Source organism: Lactococcus sp. S-13, assembly GCF_004210295.1.
Taxonomy (GTDB): domain Bacteria; phylum Bacillota; class Bacilli; order Lactobacillales; family Streptococcaceae; genus Lactococcus.
In genome coordinates this window covers 1,344,374-1,366,416 of sequence record NZ_SDAK01000001.1, presented here as the reverse complement: position 1 = coordinate 1,366,416, position 22,043 = coordinate 1,344,374, and the positions used below count along the sequence as shown (strand labels likewise).

At 39.7% G+C, this 22,043-nt stretch carries 18 protein-coding genes; 16 read left to right on the top strand and 2 right to left on the bottom strand.

Translation table 11 applies throughout. The features are described from left to right. The first annotated feature begins 12 nt into the window (after window positions 1–12). Together EQJ87_RS06725 and EQJ87_RS06720 are read left to right on the top strand one after the other, a co-directional pair. Window positions 13–945 (top strand): CHAP domain-containing protein, encoded by a 933-nt coding sequence (locus tag EQJ87_RS06725; RefSeq protein ID WP_223804515.1) that lies wholly within the window; start codon window positions 13–15, stop codon window positions 943–945. Window positions 946–1,025: 80 nt separating this feature from the next. Next, window positions 1,026–1,847 (top strand): putative RNA methyltransferase, encoded by an 822-nt coding sequence (locus EQJ87_RS06720; protein ID WP_130123897.1) that lies wholly within the window; start codon window positions 1,026–1,028, stop codon window positions 1,845–1,847. A 44-nt stretch (window positions 1,848–1,891) separates the two neighbouring features. Here the strand turns inward: EQJ87_RS06720 and EQJ87_RS06715 are convergent, their stop codons facing one another. Then, the gene (locus EQJ87_RS06715) at window positions 1,892–2,173 is read right to left on the bottom strand and encodes a DUF3270 family protein (protein ID WP_130123896.1); all 282 of its coding nucleotides are present in this window, start codon (window positions 2,171–2,173) and stop codon (window positions 1,892–1,894) included. A gap of 239 nt (window positions 2,174–2,412) precedes the next feature. Between EQJ87_RS06715 and EQJ87_RS06710 the strand changes: the two genes are divergently transcribed. From EQJ87_RS06710 to EQJ87_RS06700, 4 genes are all read left to right on the top strand, one after another. Continuing rightward, window positions 2,413–3,336: a peptidase U32 family protein gene (locus tag EQJ87_RS06710; protein WP_130123895.1), complete on the top strand. Its 924-nt coding sequence runs from the start codon at window positions 2,413–2,415 to the stop codon at window positions 3,334–3,336. A gap of 498 nt (window positions 3,337–3,834) precedes the next feature. Further along, entirely contained in the window at window positions 3,835–3,999 is a 165-nt protein-coding gene (locus tag EQJ87_RS11555; protein WP_190289056.1) for a hypothetical protein, read from the top strand. 292 nt (window positions 4,000–4,291) lie between these two features. Further along, the gene (locus EQJ87_RS06705) at window positions 4,292–5,581 is read left to right on the top strand and encodes a peptidase U32 family protein (RefSeq protein ID WP_130123894.1); all 1,290 of its coding nucleotides are present in this window, start codon (window positions 4,292–4,294) and stop codon (window positions 5,579–5,581) included. An 82-nt stretch (window positions 5,582–5,663) separates the two neighbouring features. Further along, window positions 5,664–6,779, top strand: coding sequence for a nicotinamide-nucleotide adenylyltransferase (locus tag EQJ87_RS06700; RefSeq protein WP_130123893.1), 1,116 nt, complete (start codon window positions 5,664–5,666; stop codon window positions 6,777–6,779). A 106-nt stretch (window positions 6,780–6,885) separates the two neighbouring features. On the opposite strand, the gene mgrA is transcribed toward EQJ87_RS06700, so the two are convergent. Next, window positions 6,886–7,896, bottom strand: a complete 1,011-nt coding sequence (gene mgrA / locus EQJ87_RS06695; RefSeq protein WP_130123892.1) for an L-glyceraldehyde 3-phosphate reductase — start codon at window positions 7,894–7,896, stop codon at window positions 6,886–6,888. Between the two features lie 116 nt (window positions 7,897–8,012). Between mgrA and EQJ87_RS06690 the strand changes: the two genes are divergently transcribed. The 10 genes from EQJ87_RS06690 to galE all read left to right on the top strand — a co-directional run bounded on the left by EQJ87_RS06690 (window position 8,013) and on the right by galE (window position 22,017). After that, entirely contained in the window at window positions 8,013–8,744 is a 732-nt protein-coding gene (locus EQJ87_RS06690) for a MurR/RpiR family transcriptional regulator (protein ID WP_130123891.1), read from the top strand. Window positions 8,745–8,855: 111 nt separating this feature from the next. After that, on the top strand, window positions 8,856–10,169 hold the full coding sequence (locus EQJ87_RS06685; protein ID WP_130123890.1) for an ABC transporter substrate-binding protein: 1,314 nt from the start codon (window positions 8,856–8,858) through the stop codon (window positions 10,167–10,169). 85 nt (window positions 10,170–10,254) lie between these two features. After that, a complete protein-coding gene (locus tag EQJ87_RS06680; RefSeq protein WP_130123889.1) occupies window positions 10,255–11,115 on the top strand; it encodes a carbohydrate ABC transporter permease in 861 nt (286 codons plus the stop codon). Continuing rightward, window positions 11,115–11,951 carry a carbohydrate ABC transporter permease gene (locus EQJ87_RS06675; protein ID WP_130123888.1) on the top strand — a complete coding sequence of 279 codons (837 nt, stop codon included), beginning with the start codon at window positions 11,115–11,117 and terminating at the stop codon, window positions 11,949–11,951. Before EQJ87_RS06680 ends, EQJ87_RS06675 begins: the two co-directional genes overlap by 1 nt. Window positions 11,952–11,960: 9 nt before the next feature. Further along, entirely contained in the window at window positions 11,961–12,980 is a 1,020-nt protein-coding gene (locus tag EQJ87_RS06670) for an aldose epimerase family protein (RefSeq protein WP_130123887.1), read from the top strand. A 24-nt stretch (window positions 12,981–13,004) separates the two neighbouring features. Beyond that, window positions 13,005–14,207 (top strand): galactokinase, encoded by a 1,203-nt coding sequence (locus tag EQJ87_RS06665; RefSeq protein ID WP_130123886.1) that lies wholly within the window; start codon window positions 13,005–13,007, stop codon window positions 14,205–14,207. A 55-nt stretch (window positions 14,208–14,262) separates the two neighbouring features. Further along, window positions 14,263–16,443 (top strand): alpha-galactosidase, encoded by a 2,181-nt coding sequence (locus EQJ87_RS06660; RefSeq protein ID WP_130123885.1) that lies wholly within the window; start codon window positions 14,263–14,265, stop codon window positions 16,441–16,443. Window positions 16,444–16,454: 11 nt separating this feature from the next. Continuing rightward, window positions 16,455–17,939, top strand: coding sequence for a UDP-glucose--hexose-1-phosphate uridylyltransferase (gene galT, locus EQJ87_RS06655; protein ID WP_130123884.1), 1,485 nt, complete (start codon window positions 16,455–16,457; stop codon window positions 17,937–17,939). Window positions 17,940–17,988: 49 nt separating this feature from the next. Beyond that, the gene (locus EQJ87_RS06650) at window positions 17,989–20,982 is read left to right on the top strand and encodes a beta-galactosidase (RefSeq protein WP_130123883.1); all 2,994 of its coding nucleotides are present in this window, start codon (window positions 17,989–17,991) and stop codon (window positions 20,980–20,982) included. Between the two features lie 48 nt (window positions 20,983–21,030). Next, window positions 21,031–22,017 carry a UDP-glucose 4-epimerase GalE gene (gene galE, locus EQJ87_RS06645; RefSeq protein ID WP_130123882.1) on the top strand — a complete coding sequence of 329 codons (987 nt, stop codon included), beginning with the start codon at window positions 21,031–21,033 and terminating at the stop codon, window positions 22,015–22,017. Window positions 22,018–22,043: the final 26 nt, after the last annotated feature.

Here is a 22,043-nt window from a genome sequence, read left to right as displayed (position 1 = left end):
TTAGGAGAAAAGATGATAAAAGTTGGTAGAATGAAAAAAGGGGGAGCAACCTTATTAATTATTTTATTTTGTGCTGGTATAACTAAAGCAGTTGATGCTGATGTGGTGAATATTTATCGCTTATATAATAAAGTTTCAATGGAGCATTTGTATACTGCTAGTGAGAATGAATATACAAAGTTGCCCTATATTTCCAATGATTGGGTTCGAGAAGGTGTTAATTTTAGAGCACAGAATAAGCCCACGAACGATACAAATCCAATCTATCGTGTCTATAACAGGCAGTCTGGAGAGCATATCTATACTTCGGATAATAATGAGGTTAGGGTTTTAACTACAAAGTATTCTTGGAAAAATGAAGGGATCGCTTTTTATTCACAAAAACAATCTACAAAGCCAGTATATCGGGTTTATAATGCGGCCGCAGGTATTGGTTCACATTTCGTGACAATGAGTAGTTATGAAAAAGATAGTCTTGTGTCAAGAGGATGGAAGTATGAGGGAATAGCTTGGTACGCTTTTGTAGACCCTATTCCAAATGTTCCAGCAGGTTGGAACATTTCTGCGCCAAGAAATATTGACCGTTATGTAACAACAACTTATTCATTTAAAGACTGTACATGGTGGGTCTACAATAGAGCTAAAGATTTTGGGATAAATTATGGAGCATACATGGGAAATGGTCAAGATTGGGCGAATCAACCAGGCTATCAAGTCTACACTAGCCCTAGGCTTCACAGTGCGGTCAGTTTTAAAGCTGGGGCAAGTGTTGGGGGAGTATGGAATACGAGTAGTGTAGCTGGGCATGTCGCATTTGTTGAAGCAATTCGACCAGATGGTTCAATCTTGCTCTCTCAGTCGGGCGCAGGATTTAGTACAGTTTTTAATTATCAAGTATTAACCAAGGCGCAAGCAGAGGGATTAAAATACGTGGTAGGTAAATAGTAGAGGTTTGAAAGCTTATTTTTATTTGACTGGTAAATAAGCATTTGCATAAGTTGGAAAATTATTATAACATTGTATTTATGTTAAAGAAGATAGAAAAGGCTTATTTGCTTTTGGAAAAAAATGTCGAGTTGTTGAGATGTCCGATTTGCCATGGGAAATTTCAGCTGGAAGCTTACGCTTTGCGTTGTGAAAATCGGCACACTTATAATTTAAATAAAAAGGGTTATGTTAATTTTTTACAGACGAAGGCAGACACGGAGCATTATACAAGGAAAATGTTTGAACCACGTCGACGCTTGATTCAAGCGGGGATGTACAACAAGTTGTTAATGGAGATTCAAGGACAGTTGGCGACTGGAAACTTGCTTGATGTGGGCACAGGTGAAGGTTCTTTTTTGGAAATGCTAGAGGTTGAGGGCGAAAAATTTGCTTTTGATATCGCAAGAGATGGTATTGAAATGGCGACGGACTTGGAAACCAATAGTTCTCTGAGTTTGGCAGATTTGACGAATTTACCTTTTGCTGACGGAAGTTTATCCGTTGTTTTGAATATTTTTACACCTTCAAATTATGCGGAATTTCAGCGTGTTTTGTCTGAAAAAGGTCGAGTGATTAAAATTGTACCTGATCAGCTTTATTTGCAAGAGTTGCGTGAGGTTTACGGATTACCAGTGGATTATGAAAATACGGCGGTAATTGATCGGTTTAAAAAAGAGTTTTCTAAAGTTTCTCAACAAGAAATTTGTTATACTTTTGATTTGCCAGAGAATCTGCGTTTGGATTTTCTAATGATGAGTCCGCTTGAGTGGTCTGTTTCTGAGGAATATAAACGTTTTGCTCGAGAAAATCCTCCTGAAAAGGCAACGATTCATGTACAACTTTTGGTAGGTGAAAAATAAAAAACAGATAAAGCAAACCTGTTCATTAAGTGAACAGGTTTGCTTTATTTTAAAAGAAATTTAATCATCTTGGCAATGCCTTTTTTGGTAAAAATGTAAAGAACAAGAGCTAAGAAAAAGGCTACGGGCACGGCAATCCAACTTGTCATAATTGCTACGAGTGCATAAGTGATGAAAGCCAAAAAAATGGAGAAGGCAGCAATATTTGCAAAAAAGCTGAGTTCCGCAATGCGTCTGTTGAAGTTTTTTTGTTCACGTCCTTGTGTTTCGGCGTAGTTGTAATATTCTTGTTTTTCGTAAAAGTCTTTGAGATTTCTTAATTCCATGTATTTTATATAACTTTCCTAGATTTATGTAATAATTATAGTATAAAAAACGACTGTTTTTATTATATCAAAGTTAATTTGGTTACGCAAATGTTACTGTAAGCGTAAAACATCATTAAGGGAACTGAAATTCGGCAAATTAGTGAATATTTATTGAAAATTTTGGTCTGGAAGTTGAATTTTTGCAGATTGGTCGTCATTAGTGAAGATAGTCTTGAAGAATATGATATAATAGCAGAATGATTACTATTACTTCTACGGCAGAGAGCGTTGAGCAAGCAAAAGCTTTGCTTGAGGTTGGAGTTGACCGTTTATATATTGGTGAAAAAACTTATGGTTTGCGTGTGCCTGCGGCCCTCAGCAATGATGAACTGCGAGAAATTACAGAATTAGCTCACGAAGCTGGTAAAACGGTAACTATCGCGGTTAATGGGTTGATGCATCCGGAGATGATGGCGAAAATCCAGCCATTTTTAGATTTTTTGGTGGAAATTAAAGCTGACCGAATCGCTGTTGGAGATGCGGGAGTTATTTTTGTACTGCAAAGAGATAAGTATACATTGCCCTTTACTTATGATGCATCAACAATGGTGGCATCAAGTAGACAGGTGAATTTTTGGGCAAATCAGGGCGCGATTGAGGCTGTTCTTGCCAGAGAACTTCCCAAAGCAGAACTTGAGGATATGGCCGGTGAGCTGCAAGTGCCTGGAGAAATTTTGGTTTATGGTGCAACGGTGATTCATCACAGCAAACGTCCATTACTGCAGAATTATTATAATTTTATCAAAACAGATGAAACAGGTAAAGACCGTGAGCGCAATTTATTCGTGTCAGAGCCCAAAAAAGCAGATACGCATTACTCAATTTTTGAGGATGAACATGGAACGCACGTGTTTGCCAATGATGATTTGAACATGATGACGGAGCTTTCAGATTTGGTTAAAATGGGCTTTGACCATTGGAAGCTGGACGGCATTTTCACACGTGGCGAAAATTTTGTGGCGGTGACCAAGCTTTTTGTGGAAGCTAAAAAATTGATTGAAGCGGATGAATTTACCGAGTTGAAAGCTTTCCAACTGGACGAAGCAGTCCGTAAATTACACCCAGAGGGGCGGACTTTGTCACATGGATTCTATGACTTGGATAAAGATGCTGTGAAATAAGTGGTGAAAAAATACTGACTGATTCGTCAGTATTTTTTTTGAAAATTTTTCACATATCCAAGTCTAATATTGCTCAGTTTATTATGAATATATAAAATAGAAAATAAAATTAAAAAAGTGTTGCAATTTGATTTATTAAATATTATAATGAGTTTAGAGTAAATTGCAAGTAAAAACCAACGCGTACGCAAGCGACAATCTATCATCAAGGCGTAAATAAAATTTTAGCGGTTAGTAAAAATAAGTATTCTCAGACCACTAGAATTTACGTTTCAAAGGATCGCGCCAATCAAATTATTTCTTCAGGGCTAATTTATAGCGGATTTGCTATCTCTGGTGTTGGTACAATAGGTAAGTTAGTTCTAGGCTTAGCTGGCGTATGGACGAGGGTTCCTGGAGGTTTCTATTTTACCTGTACGACTTACTATCCGTCTATCTTGACGGGGGGACAAGTATCTGCAACTTATAGCAAATACCAATGGCAATAGGAGGAGAAAAATGAAGAAAATTCAAAAATGGTTATTTCCACTGATTATACTCATTGTCTGGGCAGTTCTTATGGTTTATAATCCAGGGACGCAAGGAAGAATTATTTTGACTGTTCTGTTGATTATTGCAGCAGGTACTACGCTAGCGTTAGGAAAAATGAAGAAATCAGATTAGGTTAAATTATTATCAATCAACAATTTACTGACAGCGTCGTCAGTAAATTGTTTTATCTGCAAATGTCAATTTTACTCAGCTGATACTCTGTCAGAAAAATTCTCAGATAAACAGCACAATGTCAAATACCTTTGTCAGTCCTGTCAGTTTAATTTTTGAGCAAAATCTTGTAAAATGAAGGGATATAAGAAGTTTTGGCTGTTCGATTCACTGACACTGGGTCGAGCAAGGAAGGCGAAGGTCTTCCAGCCTTTTCAAAATACTTACAATCTTGAAAATTGGAGAATTTATCATGTCAATCACAAAAACACGCCCAGAGGTGCTGGCACCTGCTGGGACGCTCGAAAAGCTCAAAGTCGCCATCGATTATGGTGCTGATGCGGTCTATATTGGCGGTCAAGCCTATGGTCTGCGCTCGCGGGCGGGTAATTTTACTTTTGAAGAAATGGCTGAGGGTGTGGCTTATGCCTCTAGCCATAACGCTAAGGTTTACGTGGCGGCCAACATGGTCACTCACGAAGGCAATGAAAAAGGGGCGGGCGAATGGTTCCGTACTTTGCGCGATTTAGGTATTTCAGCCGTCATCGTGTCTGACCCTGCGCTTATTGCTATTTGTGCGGCGGAAGCACCGGGTTTACCTGTACATTTGTCCACACAAGCTTCAGCGACGAACTACGAAACATTAGAATTTTGGAAAAATCTTGGTCTTGAACGTGTCGTTTTGGCGCGTGAAGTTTCCATGGAAGAATTGCGCGAAATCCGCGCGCATACGGATGTTGAAATCGAAGCCTTTGTTCATGGTGCCATGTGCATTTCTTACTCTGGACGTTGTGTTTTGTCCAACTATATGAGTATGCGCGATGCCAATCGTGGTGGATGTTCGCAATCTTGTCGCTGGAAATATGATTTGTATGATCTGCCATTTGGTGAACGCAAGTCAGTAAATGGCGAAGTGACTGAAGAATTTTCAATGTCAGCTGTGGATATGTCTATGATTGAGCATATTCCAGATATGATTGAAAATGGGGTGAATTCGCTCAAAATTGAAGGCCGGATGAAATCAATTCACTACGTGTCAACGGTTGCCAATGTTTACAAAGCAGCAATTGATGCTTACTGGGAATCGCCAGAACGTTTTGAAGAAATCAAACCACGCTTGGTTGATGAGCTTTGGAAAGTCGCACAACGTGAGTTGGATACTGGCTTTTACTACGGTTTGCCTGATGAAAATAAACAACTTTTCGGCGCGCGTCGGAAAATTCCTGAATACAAATTTGTCGGCGAAGTGGTTGACTTTGATGAAACGACAATGGTGGCAACAATCCGCCAACGTAATGTCATTACTGAAGGCGACCAAATTGAGTTTTACGGGCCGGGCTTCCGTCATGTGGATACGGTCGTGACCAACTTGCGCTTGGCTGAGACAGACGAGCATATTGACCGTGCGCCAAATCCTATGACCCTCTTGCACATTGACGTGCCATTTGCGGTCAAAGCAGGCGATATGATTCGTAAAAATGGTTCAGGACTGATCAATCTTTATGACCAAAAAACTGGAGTTGCAAAGACTGTTCGGGCCTAAAAAATCAGAGAAATTGCTGACGTAAATTTTCGTCAGTGATTTTTCTTATCCGTCAGTAAAAATTTCTGTTAAAATAAAGAGTATGTTCACAAATTATCTTGCAAAATCAAAATTATCTGGGAAAAAAATTGGCGTTTACTTTGGGACGTTTGCCCCTTTGCACGTCGGACATCAGCAGCAGATTTACAAATGTGCCAGCTTAAATGATGGCGTTTTGTTGGTGGTTTCTGGTTACGACAATGACCGCGGGGCACAGATTGGGCTGCCTTTAGAGAAACGTTTCCGTTATTTGCGCGAAGCTTTTAATGACGAAGAAGACGTCAAAGTCGCCATGCTGGCTGAAAATGACCTTCCGCCAATGCCTGATGGTTGGGACGAATGGGCGCAAAGACTGTTTGATTTGATTGACAAAAACACGAGCGATCAAGCTCTTGAAATTACTTTTTATGTGGGGGAAGCGGAGTACGCCACCGAGTTGACCCGCCGTTTTCCGTCAGCTGATGGCAAACGGTATGCTGTCGAGATCGCTGACCGCCAAGATATCGTGCTTTCAGCCACACAAATTCGGCAGAATCCGCAAGCTCAGTGGCCCAATATCAACCGTGTTTTCCGTAGGCATTTTTCAAAAGTAGTGACAGTCATGGGGGCGGCTTCCACAGGAAAATCAACGCTGGTTCGCCGCTTGGCACGGTCTATCAACGCACCGTTCTCTAAAGAATACGCGCAGCAGTACGCCGAAAATTTCAATATTACCGCTGCTGAATTGCGCATGGATGATTTTGCACGATTGATTACAGGCCAGTACGATGCCAACTCGCAGGAACTCAACTCGCCTGCCAACCAAGGCATTGTTTTTTTGGACACAGATGCTTTGGTGACCAGAGTTTATGCCAAATTATATTTGCCTGAAAATGAATTTGAGCAGTTGGATCCCTTATTTCAAAAAACGATTGCGGATGAACGCATGGATTTGATTTTGGTGATTGCCCCGCTTGCCAGCCAAATGAATCCAAATTCCCAAGACTTTCATGCCGAATTATTGCGCCAACTTGCCGAATTTGGTCTCATGGAGCGCGTCGTTATCCTTGCTGACGAAGGCGATTTGCGCGACCAAGCAGGCTATTTGTCGCGTTATCATCATGCAATTGACGCCGTTCACGCCTACACAGGCGTCAAAATTGAGCGTCTTAGCCAGTAAAAACAGAGAAAATGCTGACGTAATTTTTTTATAAGTTTTCACAGCAGAGAAAATACTGACGCAATTAAAAAAATTTACTGACCAGTTTTCGTCAGTAAATTTTTTCTTATTTTAATAAATTTTCAATTTTTTCCAATTCGTCAGCTGAAAAATCAAGTCTTTGAAGAGCGGCTACATTTTCAATGATTTGTTGCGGACGGCTTGCACCAATCAAAGCTGAGGTGACAGGTGCCAGATTTCGTGCAGTATCCTCGCGCAACACCCAAGAAAGTGCCAATTGCGCCAAAGATTGCCCGCGTTTTTTCGCCAAATCTTGCAGACCATATAGTCGCTCCAACATCTCAGGCGTCAAACTTTCATCGTGTAAAGTCGCATAGTGGGGATCACGCATTCGTGAATTTTCAGGAATCCCATGCAGATATTTCTCGGTCAAGAGCCCCTGAGCCAAAGGTTTAAAGGCAATCGAACCTATTCCATTTGTCGTCAAAACATCTTGCAAATCCTCCTCAATCCAACGGTCTAACATGGAGTAGCGAGGCTGATGAATCAAAAGCTTGAAGCCCAATTTGTCAGCCGCCAAAACTGCCGCCTGCGTTTGCTCAGCCGAATAATTAGAAAGCCCGACATAGAGTGCTTTCCCGCTATCTAGCGCCGTCTTTAGCGCTCCCATCGTCTCCTCAATCGGTGTGTTGGAATCAGGGCGATGCGAATAAAAAATGTCCACATAATCAAGTCCCAAACGGCTCAAAGATTGGTCAAGACTGGCTAAGAGACTCTTGCGACTTCCCCAATTTCCATAAGGGCCAGGCCACATCACGTAACCCGCTTTAGTGGAAATAATAAGCTCATCGCGCAGTCCCTTGAAATCTTCCCGTAAAATCCGACCAAAATTCAGCTCAGCAGAGCCAGGTTCAGGCCCATAATTATTGGCCAAATCAAAATGGGTAATTCCCAAATCAAAAGCCGTACGAATCATCTGGCGCGCATTTTCAAAATCATCAACCGATCCAAAATTATGCCAAAGCCCCAGCGAAATAGCAGGCAAAAGCAAGCCAGAACGCCCAGCAGGACGGTAAATCATTTGGTCATAGCGATTAGGATTTGGAATATAAGTCATAGTTTTCTCCTCAAAAAAATTTGATGATGAAACGATTTCATAGCCATTATAGCAAATGTAAGCGCCAAATGTTATAATAAAGTCATCGGAAAAAGTAATAAAAGGAGTACGCAGCGATGCCAAAGCTAACCAATGCGGAACGTTACACATGGGAAACGATTCAAGAAAATTATGAGAAAATCCCTAATCTATCCATTTCAGAGCTAGCAGAAATGGCACACGTTTCACTCTCAACCATCAACCGAACCGTGAGAAAAAAAGGCTACGAAGGCTACGGTGAATTTCGCTATTCCATAAAAGAGAAAAAACTTCCAGAAATCAGTGGTTTTTCTGAAGAAATTTTAGTTGCAATTTCTAAAAATGAAGAAGAAATATTGAAAACGATTGGTGGAATCTCGGCTGAGTCAGTTGAAAAAGCAGTAAAAATGATAGATGAAGCAGAAGAAATATTTTTATTTGCTAGAGGTTTGTCAACGAGCGTAGCCCAAGAAATGATGAAAAAACTCCAACTCTGGCATAAAAGAGTAACCATTTTTGATGAAGGACGAACAATGAGGTACTTTTCAGATTTCATGAAACCTCAAAGCCTGATTATTGCGATTTCCTTGTTTGGAGCAACAGAGGAAATTTTGGTAGCTATTGAAAAAGCAAAAATAAAAAAAGCAAAAGTTTTGGCACTTACAGCTTCCGAATACTCCCCGCTGGTAGAAAGCGCAGATGTATCTTTGGTCGGCTATAAAAGTAGCCTAGAAGTGAATTTCTTCGAATTAGACGTGCACAGCAGACTTCCCTTATATGTCCTAGTACGTATTCTGTTTGATTCTTATCAAATCTATAAAAATAAATAAAATGAAAAGGTTTCCATGAAAAAAACGAAAATTGGAAACTTTTTCTTTACTCAAAATGTTATACTATTCATGTAAACGATTCCATACATAAATTTTAGGAGGTAAATTTAAATGAAACTTGGAAAAGTAATTGCTGGGGTAGCTATGGCAACCGCAGCTGTAACGATGTTGGCGGCTTGTGGAAATGGTTCTAACGCATCCAGCTCATCAAAAAATAGTAAACAAATCACAGTCTGGGCTTGGGATGATACCTATAATGTTCCCGCTGTAAAAGAAGCCGCAAAGATTTACGGTGGAAAGAATGTAAAAGTAATCTCAATGTCCCAAGATGATATTGTCCAAAAACTAAATACGGCAATGGCAAGTGGAAATACAAAAGGATTACCAAATATCGTCTTGATTGAAGATTATCGAATCCAAGGCTACCTCAAATCTTATCAAAAAGACTTTGAACCTTTGACAAGTATTGTTGATAAAGACAACTTTGCCTCATACAAATTTGCTGTCAATTCAGTTGGAAAAACAGTTTATGGCGTTCCATTTGACTCAGGCGTTACAGGCAATTTTTATCGTACAGACGTTCTGAAAGAAGCAGGATACTCAGCTGACGATATGAATAATTTGAATTGGGATCAATTTATCCAAGTTGCTAAAGACGTCAAAGCTAAAACAGGAAAGGCTTTAATTGCAGCCAATCCATCTGATTTAGGATTTGTCCGTACAATTATGCAAGAAGCAGGAACATGGTATACAGGAAAAGATGGCAAGACAGTCACAATTTCTGATAACAAACCGCTTGCTTATGCGATGAATCTTTACGCAACTCTGATTAAAGAAGGGTTAGCTGAAAAAGTTTCAGACTGGACAGGTGGACAAAAAGCAGTCCAAAATGGCTCAGCAGTTTCAGCTCCAACAGGCTCTTGGTATTCCTCAACAATCCAAGCAGCCAAAGACCAAGACGGTAAATGGGCAATCGCTCCGATTCCTGCTCTGCCAGCAAGCTTAGGTGGCGAAACTGGCAAAACTTATGCCTCAAATAGTGGAGGTGCTGGTTGGTATGTTTTGAAGAGTGGGACAAGCACTCAAACAGCAGATGCTAAAAAATTCCTTCAAAAAACATTTGCCTCAAACTCAGAACTCATGGCAACTTTAGCAACAAAAATTGGCTTGGTTTCGACCATGAAATCAGCAGTTGATACCAAGGTTTACCAAACTCCTTCATCATTTTACGGTGGACAAAAAGTTATGGCTGATTTTTCTGAATGGACACAAACAATTCCTCAAGTTAACTTTGGTGACCAAACGTATGCTATTGAATCAACAATGACTGGTGCTTTGCAAGATGTAATTAACGGTCAAAATGAAACAACTGTTTTGAAAAACTATCAAAAGCAAGTAGAAGCTCAATTAGCTACTGCTAAATAGTATCTGAAGTTTATATCATGCACAGCTGTTTAAGCTATGCATGATATTATTTTGGAAAATCATAAAAAATAGATTTGAGTAAGATATGAGAAAAAAAGATTTATTTAAAAATGGGAATGGCTTTCTCATTATTCCAGTACTTCTTATCACAGTTCTGGTGTTTATTCCAATGATTTTTGCATTGATTACATCTTTTCAATCAGGCTTGCCACTTGATATGAAATTCAGCGGCATAGATAATTATAAAAGGATGTTAAGCGATCAACTTTTTAGGAAAGCCTTTGTCAATACATTTACGTATTTGATTATTCAAGTGCCAGTAATGTTGTTTTTGGCCTTAATTATTTCCAACTTCTTGAATGATAAAAGGTTAAAGTTTAAGGGACTATTTAGAACGGCGATTTTCTTACCTTGTATCACTTCTATGGTTAGCTATTCGTTGATTATGAAGAGTTTGTTTTCTCAGTCTGGAGTTATAAATAATTTACTGACTCATTTGGGCTTTCATCCTATTGCTTGGTTAACAGATCCATTTTGGGCAAAAGTTTTGATTATCATCGCTATTACATGGCGCTGGACAGGATATAATATGATATTCTTCCTTTCTGGAATGCAAAATATTAATCCTGAAATTTATGAAGCAGCCTCAATTGATGGTGCAACAAAGTGGCAACAACTGATTAAAGTAACTATTCCAAATTTGAAGCCAATCATTTTGTTTACATCAATCACTTCAACAATAGGAACGCTTCAACTTTTTGATGAAGTTATGAATATAACAAATGGTGGTCCAGCTAATGCGACATCAACACTATCACAATACATCTACAACCTAAGCTATCGGTATACTCCGGACTTTGGTTACGCAGCAGCAATTTCCTTCGTGATTGTATTCTTTATTGTGGTACTCTCAATTATCCAAACTAAAGTAGGAGGAGATCGATAATGGTTAAGAAAAACTACGTGGGGAGTATATTAAAGTATATTTTTCTAACGGTAATATCATTTATTTCAATTTTTCCATTTATTTGGATGATATTAGGAATGACCAATACTCCTGTTGATATTACCCAAGGAAAAATAAAAATTGGCTCAAATTTTATAATCAATTTTCAAAATTTATTTTCTCAGGCAAATGGATATGATTTCACAAGAGCCTTAGTCAATTCAGCGATTGTAGCAGTTATAACAACAGCACTTGCTCTTTTATTCTCTTCCATGGCTGGTTATGCTTTTGAAATCTATCGTACAAAGAAAAAAGATTACGTTTTTAATATTCTACTATTATCGATGATGGTACCATTTGCCGCACAAATGATTCCTCTGTATCGCATGTTTTCAAAACTTAATGGTACATTTTTAGGTATTGACCACTTTGCAGTCATCATTTTACCTGCAATCAGTACAGCCTTCTTGATTTTCTTCTTTAGACAAAATGCCAAAGCATTTCCAAAAGATCTAGTTGAAGCAGCAAGATTAGATGGTTTGGGTGAGTTTGCAATCTTTTTCAAGATTTATATGCCAACTGCTAAAAATACATATGCAGCTGCAGCAATCATTACCTTCATGAGTAGCTGGAATAATTATCTCTGGCCATTAGTTGCCCTGCAATCACCGGATAAGAGGACTGTTCCGCTAATTTTATCAGCTATGGGGGCATCTTATACCCCTGATTACGGTATGATTATGACAGGATTAGTCATTGCAACTTTACCAACTGCCGTTGTGTTCTTTGTTCTACAAAAACAATTTGTACAAGGAATGCTGGGATCAGTTAAGTGAGGAACTAAAATGGAAATTACAACAAAAGATTTTGGCTTAGGCAGCACGCTTATCAGTCTGACCAATAAAAATGATGTCACAATCTCTTTTACAAACCTCGGTGCCCGCATTGTTGATTGGCAAAAAGATGGGAAACATTTAATTTTAGGTTTTGATTCGGCACAAGAATACCTTGAAAAAGATGCTTATCCAGGAGCAACTGTCGGACGGACAGCGGGTCGGATTAAGGACGGTTTAGTTGAAATTTCAGGAAAAACTTATCAGCTCAATCAAAATGATGCTCCGCAAACCCTTCATGGTGGTGCAGATAGTATGCACACTAAGCTTTGGAACTACCAAGTCGTTGATTTAGGAGCTAAAGTAGAAGTAAAATTCAGCCTAACTTCGAATGACGGTGAAAATGGTTACCCTGGTCAGCTTGCTATGACAGTCACGCACAGTTTTGACGATGAAAATAACTGGCGAATTGACTATCAAGCAGTATCGGACAAGAATACTGTCTTCAACCCAACAGGTCATGTTTATTTCAATCTGAATGGCGATGCCAGCATCCCTGTTGAAAATCATACTTTGCAACTCGCTGCTTCAAGATTTGTCCCCTTGAAAGACACTACAGAAATCGTACGTGGCGATATTGTTGATTTGCGTGAGACCGATTTGGATTTTCGTCAGCCAAAAGAGCTGAGTATAGCAGTAAATTCCGAAATGGAACAAGTTGCTTTAGTCGGCGGCATTGACCACCCCTTCTTGCTTGATGAAGTAGATCTTGATAAAGAACAAGCCCGCTTGAGCCTTGATGATGTTACTGTTTCAGTCAAAACTGATCAACCCTCTATCGTCATTTTCACAGCTAATTTTGGCGACTTGGGTACAATCTATCACGGAAAAGCTGAAGCACATCATGGTGGAATTACTTTTGAATGCCAAGTTGCACCAGGTTCACAACAAATTCCAGAATTGGGTGATATCACACTCAAAGCTGGTGAAAAATATCAAGCTACCACGATTTATAGCTTGCACACAAAATGAATAAAAGAATTTAGGAGATAAAAAATGTCCACAGTTGTAGAAAATAGTACAGTTTTGTCAGCACTGACAGAAAAATTTGCAGAAGTTTTTGGTGATAGCGCAGAAGTTGAATATTTCTTTAGCCCTGGTCGAATTAACCTCATCGGGGAGCATACAGACTACAATGGCGGTTTTGTTTTCCCAGCTTCAATCACCATTGGGACAACAGGTCTAGCACGTTTGCGCAAGGACTCAAAAGTCAAACTTTACTCAGAAAATTTCCCTAAGTTAGGCGTTATTGAATTTGACCTTGCCGATGTTGAAAAAAAAGATGGAGAGAGCTGGTCAAATTACGTTAAAGGTATGATTATCATGTTGCGTGGTGCAGGTTATACGCTTGATAAAGGATTTGAACTTTTGATTAAAGGAGAAATTCCTACAGCTTCAGGCTTGTCTTCATCAGCTTCACTCGAACTCTTAGTGGGTGCTGTGCTTGATGATTTGTTTAAACTTAATGTTCCACGTTTAGAGTTGGTACAGCTTGGTCAAAAAACTGAAAATGATTTTATAGGTGTTAACTCTGGGATTCTTGACCAATTTGCGATTGGTTTTGGTGAAGTTAAAAAGGCAATCTTGTTGGACTGCAACACTTTGAAATATGAAATGGTTCCTTGCGAACTACGTGACTACGATATTGTTATCATGAACACTAATAAACCACGCGCCTTGACTGAATCTAAGTATAATGAGCGTTTTGCAGAAACCCGTGAAGCTTTGAAACGGATGCAAACTAAGCTGAATATTAAAGCTTTGGGCGAACTTTCTAACGAAGAATTTGATGCCAATACAGATTTGATTGGAGACGAAACTTTGATCAAACGGGCTCGCCATGCAGTCTACGAAAATAACCGTACGAAAGTAGCACAAAAAGCGTTCGTTGCAGGCGATTTGGCTCAATTTGGGCAGTTACTCAATGCTTCACATGAGTCTTTGAAAAATGACTACGAAGTTACTGGTATCGAGTTGGATACGCTGGCTGAGACGGCACAAAAACAACATGGCGTGCTGGGTGCTCGTATGACAGGTGCTGGTTTTGGCGGCTGTGCCATTGCTTTGGTCGCGCACGATAAAGTGGCGGACTTCGAAAAATCTGTAGGTGCTGAGTACGAAAAAGTTGTAGGCTACCCGGCAAGCTTTTACGTTGCTCAAATCGGTTCAGGGGCAACAAAGCTGAATTTATTGAACTAATATTTTTGAGCAGAACAGTAACCTACTAAGGTTTATTGGTGAAAACGAGGGATTTATGGGAATTATTATTGATAAAACGCAGAAATTATTTACGCTACAAACGAGTAATTCGACTTATCAGATGAAAGTGGGCAAGCTTGGAGATTTACTACATTTGTACTATGGAGCTAAAGTTTCAAGTGATGATTTATCCTATTTGTTATTTGATGGTGAAGCACATTTTGCAGCTTATCCATACGGAAATGATAGAAGAAATGGATCACTTGATATTTTGCCCCAAGAATTTTCAAGTTGTGGAACAGGAGACTTTCGGAGCTTAGGCTTGGATTTAAAAAACTCAGATGGCAGTCATGTTGCTAATCTGAAGTACAAGGGGTTTGAGCTATCGAATGGAAAATATCAACTTGAGACTTTGCCAAGTTTTTTTCAGACAGAAAGAGATGATGTCGAAAGTTTAAAAATTATTTTGGCAGATGAAATTAGCAAAGTTGAAGTAGAGCTATCTTATGGAGTATTTGAGGAAAAAGATGTTATTACTCGCTCAGTAAAAGTTATAAATAGGGGAGAGAAAGAAATTACTTTGAATAAAATTCAATCCCTTATTTTAGATTTTTCAGGTGGTAATTTTGAACTCCTACATTTTTATGGACGATGGGCTATGGAGCGGCAGTCAGAAATTATTCCCATAGGTCATAATACAATTAGTTTTGGTTCAAATTATGGCGTTTCTGGAAATCGTCAAAATCCTGGTTTTATTGTTATGGATGCTACAACTACACAAAATCAAGGGAATTGCTATGGCTTCAATCTTGTATATAGCGGCAATTTTACAGCAACAGCTGAGAAAGCGAGCTTAGGACAAACACGAATTACTTTAGGACTAGGGGATAATAGTTTTACCTGGCGATTGGGAGAAGGAGAAAGTTTCCAAGCACCAGAAGCAATTATGAGTTTTTCTTCTAAAGGGTTAAATAATTTATCTCATAATTTTCATAATCTGGTTAGAGAAAATCTTTGCCGAAGCAAGTATTCACAAGAATCACGACCTGTATTAATAAATAATTGGGAAGCTACTTATTTTGATTTTGCTGGTAATAAGCTAATTGACTTGGCTGAGGCGGCTAAGGAGATTGGTGCTGATTTGTTGGTTATGGATGATGGGTGGTTTGGTAATCGCAACGACGATAACAGAGCTCTTGGGGATTGGTTTGTAAACGAGAAAAAACTCGGAATGAGTTTATCTGAACTGGCGAGTCAGGTCAATAATCTCGGATTAAAATTTGGTTTATGGATTGAACCAGAAATGGTTAGCGAAGACAGTGACTTGTATAGGGCGCATCCAGATTGGGCACTTAATTTCCCGAATCGTAAGCCTCTACTGGGTAGGAATCAGCTAGTGCTTGATTTATCAAAAGAAGAAGTTCGTGATTATATTTATAAGTTATTGGTGGATATCTTTGATAAGTGTACCTTATCTTATATCAAGTGGGATATGAACAGACCCATTTCGGATTGGTATTCTATGGATTTGAATACAGAGCAGCAGGGCGAATTGCAACATCGCTATGTTCTAGGACTGTATGATCTTATGGGCAGACTGACTGAACGTTATCCTGATATATTGTTTGAAGGATGTGCTAGTGGGGGAGCAAGATTTGACCTAGGAATGCTGGCTTTTCAGCCACAAATTTGGACTTCTGATAATACCGATGCCATTAACCGTTTAAGTATTCAAGAAGGAACGAGTTATTTATATCCTATTTCTGCGATGGGAGCACACGTTTCTGTTTCTCCTAATCATCAAAACGGTCGAACTACTCCATTTGATACCCGTGTAAATGTTGCGATGAGTGGTACTTTTGGATATGAATTAGATATTACTAAGATTTGTGAAAGTGATAAAAGAAAGGCGAAAGCTTCTACGGAAAGATACAAATCATATCAAAATTTGATTTTTTATGGTGATTATTATCGCTTAGATACCCTACCTGGACTAAAAGCTTGGCAATTTGTATCTAAAAATCAAGAAGAAAGTCTTGTAACAGTTGTAGATACAGATGTTGAGGGAAATCCGCCATTTAATTATCTTAAATTATGCGGATTAGATGAAAATGCAGATTACGAAATTGATGGTAAAACATACAAAGGAAATGTTTTAATGAACGCTGGATTACGCCTTAAACAATCAATAGGAAACTATCCTTCAGATCAGTTTTACCTTAGAAAATTAAGTTAGGGAGTGGAGCTATGTCAATTTATCAAACTGTTCAAGATTTTATTAATATAGGGATAAAAAATGGGGCAATAGACTCACTTGATGAAATTTATACTCGAAATCAACTTCTTCATTTTATAGGCTTGCACGATTGGGAAGAAGTTGACAACTGTTCTTCTGAAGTAGACTCTTTAGCCTTGATGGATAAACTTTTAGAGGAGGCACAAACAAATAATATATTTACTCCTGATGAACGTGAGTTTTATGAGTCTGCGTTAATGAATGTGATTACACCGTTACCAAGTAAAGTTAATCATACTTTTTGGAAAAAATATGAAAAAGGACCCGAAGTAGCTACGGATTATTTTTATGGTTTGTCTAAACAAATCAACCAAGTGAAAACTAGGGATACTGCTCGAAACATCGCCTTTATTCATCCGACACAATATGGAGATTTGCAGATAACAATCAACTTATCGAAACCAGAAAAAGATCCTAAAATAATTGCTGCGACGAAGAAACTTACAGAATCAGACTACCCTACTTGTCAACTTTGCGTTGAAAATGAGGGATTTTATGGAATTGGTAATAAAGCCGCTCGTTCTAATCATCGGATAGTTAGAGTAAATCTAAATGGGAAAAAATGGGGATTTCAGTACTCTCCGTATGCGTATTTTAACGAGCATTCTATTCTTTTAAATGAGCAACACACCCCAATGGTTATAAATAGGCAAGCTTTCGATAACTTGTTAGAATTTCTTGATTTATTTCCTCAATATACTGTAGGTTCAAATGCTGATTTGCCAATTGTTGGGGGATCAATTTTGACACATGATCATTATCAAGCAGGAAAAAATGGATTTCCTATGGCAAAAGCTGTTATCAAAGAAGAGGTTTATTTATCACGCTTTCCAGAAATAAAAGTTGGCATTGTCAAGTGGCCTCTGTCTGTTCTTAGAATGAGTGGCAAAGATAAAATGATACTGCTTAATGCTGCTGATGAAGTACTGAGAAAATGGAAGAGCTATTCTGATGAATCTTTGAATATTATTGCAACTACTTCTAGTGAAGTTCAGCATCATACAATAACTCCAATTGCAAGAATGAGCAATGGATGCTATGAGCTAGACTTGGTATTGCGAGATAATAATGTTTCAGAGGAGTTTCCTGATGGCATTTTCCATCCACATCCTGAATTGCATCATATCAAAAAAGAAAATATTGGTTTGATTGAGGTTATGGGACTTGCCGTATTGCCAGCTCGTCTGAAAGGTGAGCTAGCTGAGATTGAAAAATATCTGCTGGGTCAAGAAAATCAGCTCAATGAAATTCATAAAGCTTGGGCGGACGACTTGAAGGCTAGAGAAAATTTTACCCAAGAGAACGTTCATGAAAAAGTACAACAGGCTGTGGGTGATGTCTTTGAGCGGGTCTTGCAAGACGCTGGGGTCTTTAAAGATAATGAAGCAGGTCTGGCAGGTTTCCGTAAGTTTATTGACTTTTTCAATGCACAGTAAAGTAAGAGTTTATGTAATAAAAAAATCGTTTGAAAGTAAAGGAGTAGCAATGATAAAATTGACTGACGTTTTGGCTCGTAAAGATTGGGAAAATCCTTCAATTTCAAATTGGAATCGATTGCCAATGCATACGCCTATGGATTTTTTGGCAGACAAAAGTCTTGATGGAACTTGGGATTTTGATCATTTTGATCGGGTAGCTGATGTGCCTGAAGACTGGCTAGACGGGACAGAGGCTGAAACAACCATTAAAGTCCCAAGCAACTGGCAGCTAGAATATAAATGTGAAAATGATGTGCCCATTTACACGAATGTGGCTTACCCAATTCCGGTCAATCCGCCTTTTACGCCAGAGGAAAATCCAGTCGGTGGTTACACACGGAATTTTGGAATCAGTGAAGATTGGTTGAGTACTGGAAAAATTCATTTGACTTTTGAAGGGGTTGGATCAGCTTTTCACGCTTGGCTCAATGGTCAATATGTGGGTTATTCTGAGGACTGCCGATTGCCTGCGGAATTTGATGTGACGGAACTTGCCAAAGTTGGTCAAAATCAGTTGAAAGTGTTGGTTTTACGCTGGTCTAAGGCGACTTATTTTGAAGATCAAGATATGTGGCGGATGTCGGGTATTTTCCGTTCGGTCAAAGTGCAACTTTTGCCTGAAAATCATTTGACGGATTTTGCGGTTGAAACACAGTTGGATGCAGATTTTGATTTTGCCAATGTGGTGATTAAGGCGAGCGCGATTGATGAAGAGGCTGCGGAGCTCAAAATTAAACTTTATGATGATGACGAGCTAGTTGGCCATGCTGAAGGTTTTGATGCTGAGATTGCGCTTGTCAATCCTAAACTTTGGTCGGATGAAATTCCTTATCTTTACCGTTTGGAACTTTCTTTATGCGCTAAAACAGGGCAGCTTTTGCAAAAAGAAAACAGGAAAATCGGAGTTAGAAAAGTTGAAGTTGACAATGGCTTGCTCAAAGTTAATGGTAAGGCAGTTTTGATTCGTGGCGTCAACAAGCATGAGTTTACCGCAGAACACGGTTATGTAGTGTCTGAGGAGATGATGCTCAAAGACATCAAGTTGATGAAACAACATAATTTCAACGCGGTGCGCTGTTCGCATTATCCGAATGATATGCGTTGGTATGAGCTTTGCGATGAGTACGGACTTTATTTGATTGACGAGGCTAACATCGAGACGCACGGCATGATGCCTATGAATAAGCTGACCGATGATCCGACTTGGTTACCTCTGATGAGTGAGCGCGTGACTCGTATGGTCTTGCGTGATCGCAATCATCCGTCCATTATCATCTGGTCGCTGGGCAATGAATCGGGCTATGGCGCAAATCACCAAGCGCTTTATGATTGGTGCAAGCATTTTGATAAGACACGTCCGACCCAATACGAAGGTGGTGAAGACTGGAATCGCGCTATGACGGATGCCACCGATATTATCTGTCCTATGTATTCGCGCGTGGACACGCCAACGGTCAATGCGCCTTATTCTCTAGTGGAATGGATGGGGTTGGCTGGCGAAAATCGTCCTTTGATTCTCTGTGAGTATGCTCACGATATGGGAAATTCATTGGGTGGTTTTGGCAAATATTGGCAGACTTTCCGGAGCATTGACCGCTTGCAAGGTGGATTTATCTGGGACTGGGCCGATCAAGGGCTGCTTAAAGATGGACATTTTACCTACGGTGGGGACTTTGGCGACACGCCAAATGATCGTCAATTTAGCTTGAACGGTTTGGTTTTCCCAGACCGTACGGCTAAGCCTGCCCTGCGTGAAGCTAAATATTGGCAGCAGTATTTCCAATTTGAAATTCACAAAAATCCAGTGGGCAAGTTGCTTGATTTCACGGTGACCAGCGAATATCTTTTCCGACAAGCGGACAATGAAATCTTGACTTATCAGCTGACGGATGGTTTTGAAATTTTCTTTGAAAATGAAGTGAAGTTGGATTTAGCAGCGGGTAACAGCCTGACGATAGAGTTGCCAAAAGTTGATGTGCCTACTGAGAAGAATGTGCTTTTGAACATTCAAGTGAAAAGCTTGCGTGAAACTCCTGCTTTGCCAGCTGGTTTTGAAGTGGCTCATGAGCAATTTGTCCTGCAAGAGGCTATAAAATTTACTGACGAATCTATCAGTGACGCTGAAAACTCTATCATCGCTGACGAAAATTTACTGACGGTTCTGTCAGCTGGAAATTCTTTCATTTTCGACCAAAAAACAGGAGACTTGGAGCAGTGGTTGGATGAAAATGGTCAGGAAAAATTACTGACGCCGCTGTCAGAACAATTCACGCGGGCAGCGCTGGACAATGACATTGGTGTCAGTGAAGTTGAGCACATCGACCCCAACGCTTGGTTTGAGCGCTGGAAAGCGGCAGGCTTTTACGATTTGAAAACGGACTTGCAAAGCTTGACTACCGAACAAACTGAAAATAAAGTCATTGTCAGAGTGCTGACGAATTATCTGGCAAAGGATAAGTTAGCTTTTCGTACGTTGCGTCGATATAATATTTCTGACGGAAAACTTTTGCTTGAAGTCGATGTGACTCGCAACACTAGCCTGCCAGAACCAGCTCGAATTGGCTTAACTACGCAACTGACAGACGCGTCAGCAAATGTGACTTATTTCGGACTCGGGCCTGATGAAAATTACCCAGACCGACAAGGTGCTAGCACGCTTGGAAATTGGCAACTGAAACTTGATGACATGAGTACGTCCTATATTTTTCCAAGTGAAAATGGGTTACGCATGAAAACGCAAAGTCTGACTTATGGCAGTTTGCAAGTGGCAGCTGTCAGTGCTGATTTTGCTTTTAATATCAGCCCTCACAGCCAAAAACAACTTGCTGAAACTAGCCACTGGCATCTGCTGAAAAAGGAAACAGGGGTTTGGCTCAATTTGGACGGCTTTCATATGGGCGTAGGCGGGGATGACTCTTGGAGTCCAAGCGTGGCAAAGGAATTTTTGCTCAACGACAGAAATTATCACTACGAAATTTTGCTTTCGTTTTGTAATGAATGATAAAAAAATTAGAAAAATTTGGTATAATAGGAGAAAACGGAGGTAGAGATGACAGTTTTAGTACTTGGTGGGGCGGGCTATGTTGGTAGTCATGCCGTAGATATGTTGGTTAAACAAGGTTATGATGTCGCAGTGGTGGATAATTTGGTGACGGGTCACCGTGAAGCTGTCCCTGCTGATGTGCGTTTTTACGAAGGAGATGTACGCGATCACGATTTTCTTGCTGGAATTTTTGAAAAAGAAAATATCGAAGGAATCATGCACTTTTGCGCTTATAGCTTGGTGGGTGAGTCTATGCAAAAACCGCTCATGTATTTCAACAACAATGTTGGTGGGGCACAAGTCATTCTTGAAACCATGCAAGAATTTGGCGTGAAACATATCGTCTTTTCGAGTACAGCAGCGACTTTTGGCATTCCAGAGCATTCGCCAATTTCTGAAAAAACACCGCAAAAACCAATCAATCCTTATGGTGAGTCTAAGCTTATCATGGAAAAAATGATGAAATGGCAGTCTGAGGCAACGGACATGACTTATGTGGCTCTGCGTTATTTCAATGTGGCGGGTGCTAAAGACGACGGGACGATTGGCGAAGCCCACAAAAATGAAACGCATTTGATTCCGATTATTTTGCAGACGGCGCTGGGACAACGTGAATTTATCACGATTTACGGCGACGACTATAATACGCCAGACGGGACTTGCATTCGCGACTACATTGACATGGAAGACTTGATTGATGCCCACATCAAAGCGCTTGAGTACCTCAAAGCGGGCGGTAAGTCTGACCAATTTAATCTGGGATCAAGCAAAGGCTATTCTAATCTGGAAGTGTTGGAAACAGCACGCAAAGTCACTGGCAAAGCCATTCCAAGTCAAATGGGCGAACGTCGCCCAGGAGATCCTGACGAATTGGTGGCAGACAGCACTAAGGCAGGCGAAATTTTGGGCTGGAAAGTTCAACATGATTTGGAACACATCATTACCAACGCTTGGAAATGGCATAGTAATAATCCAACTGGTTACGAAAAATAACATTAGAAAAGCCCGGTTTTATCTAT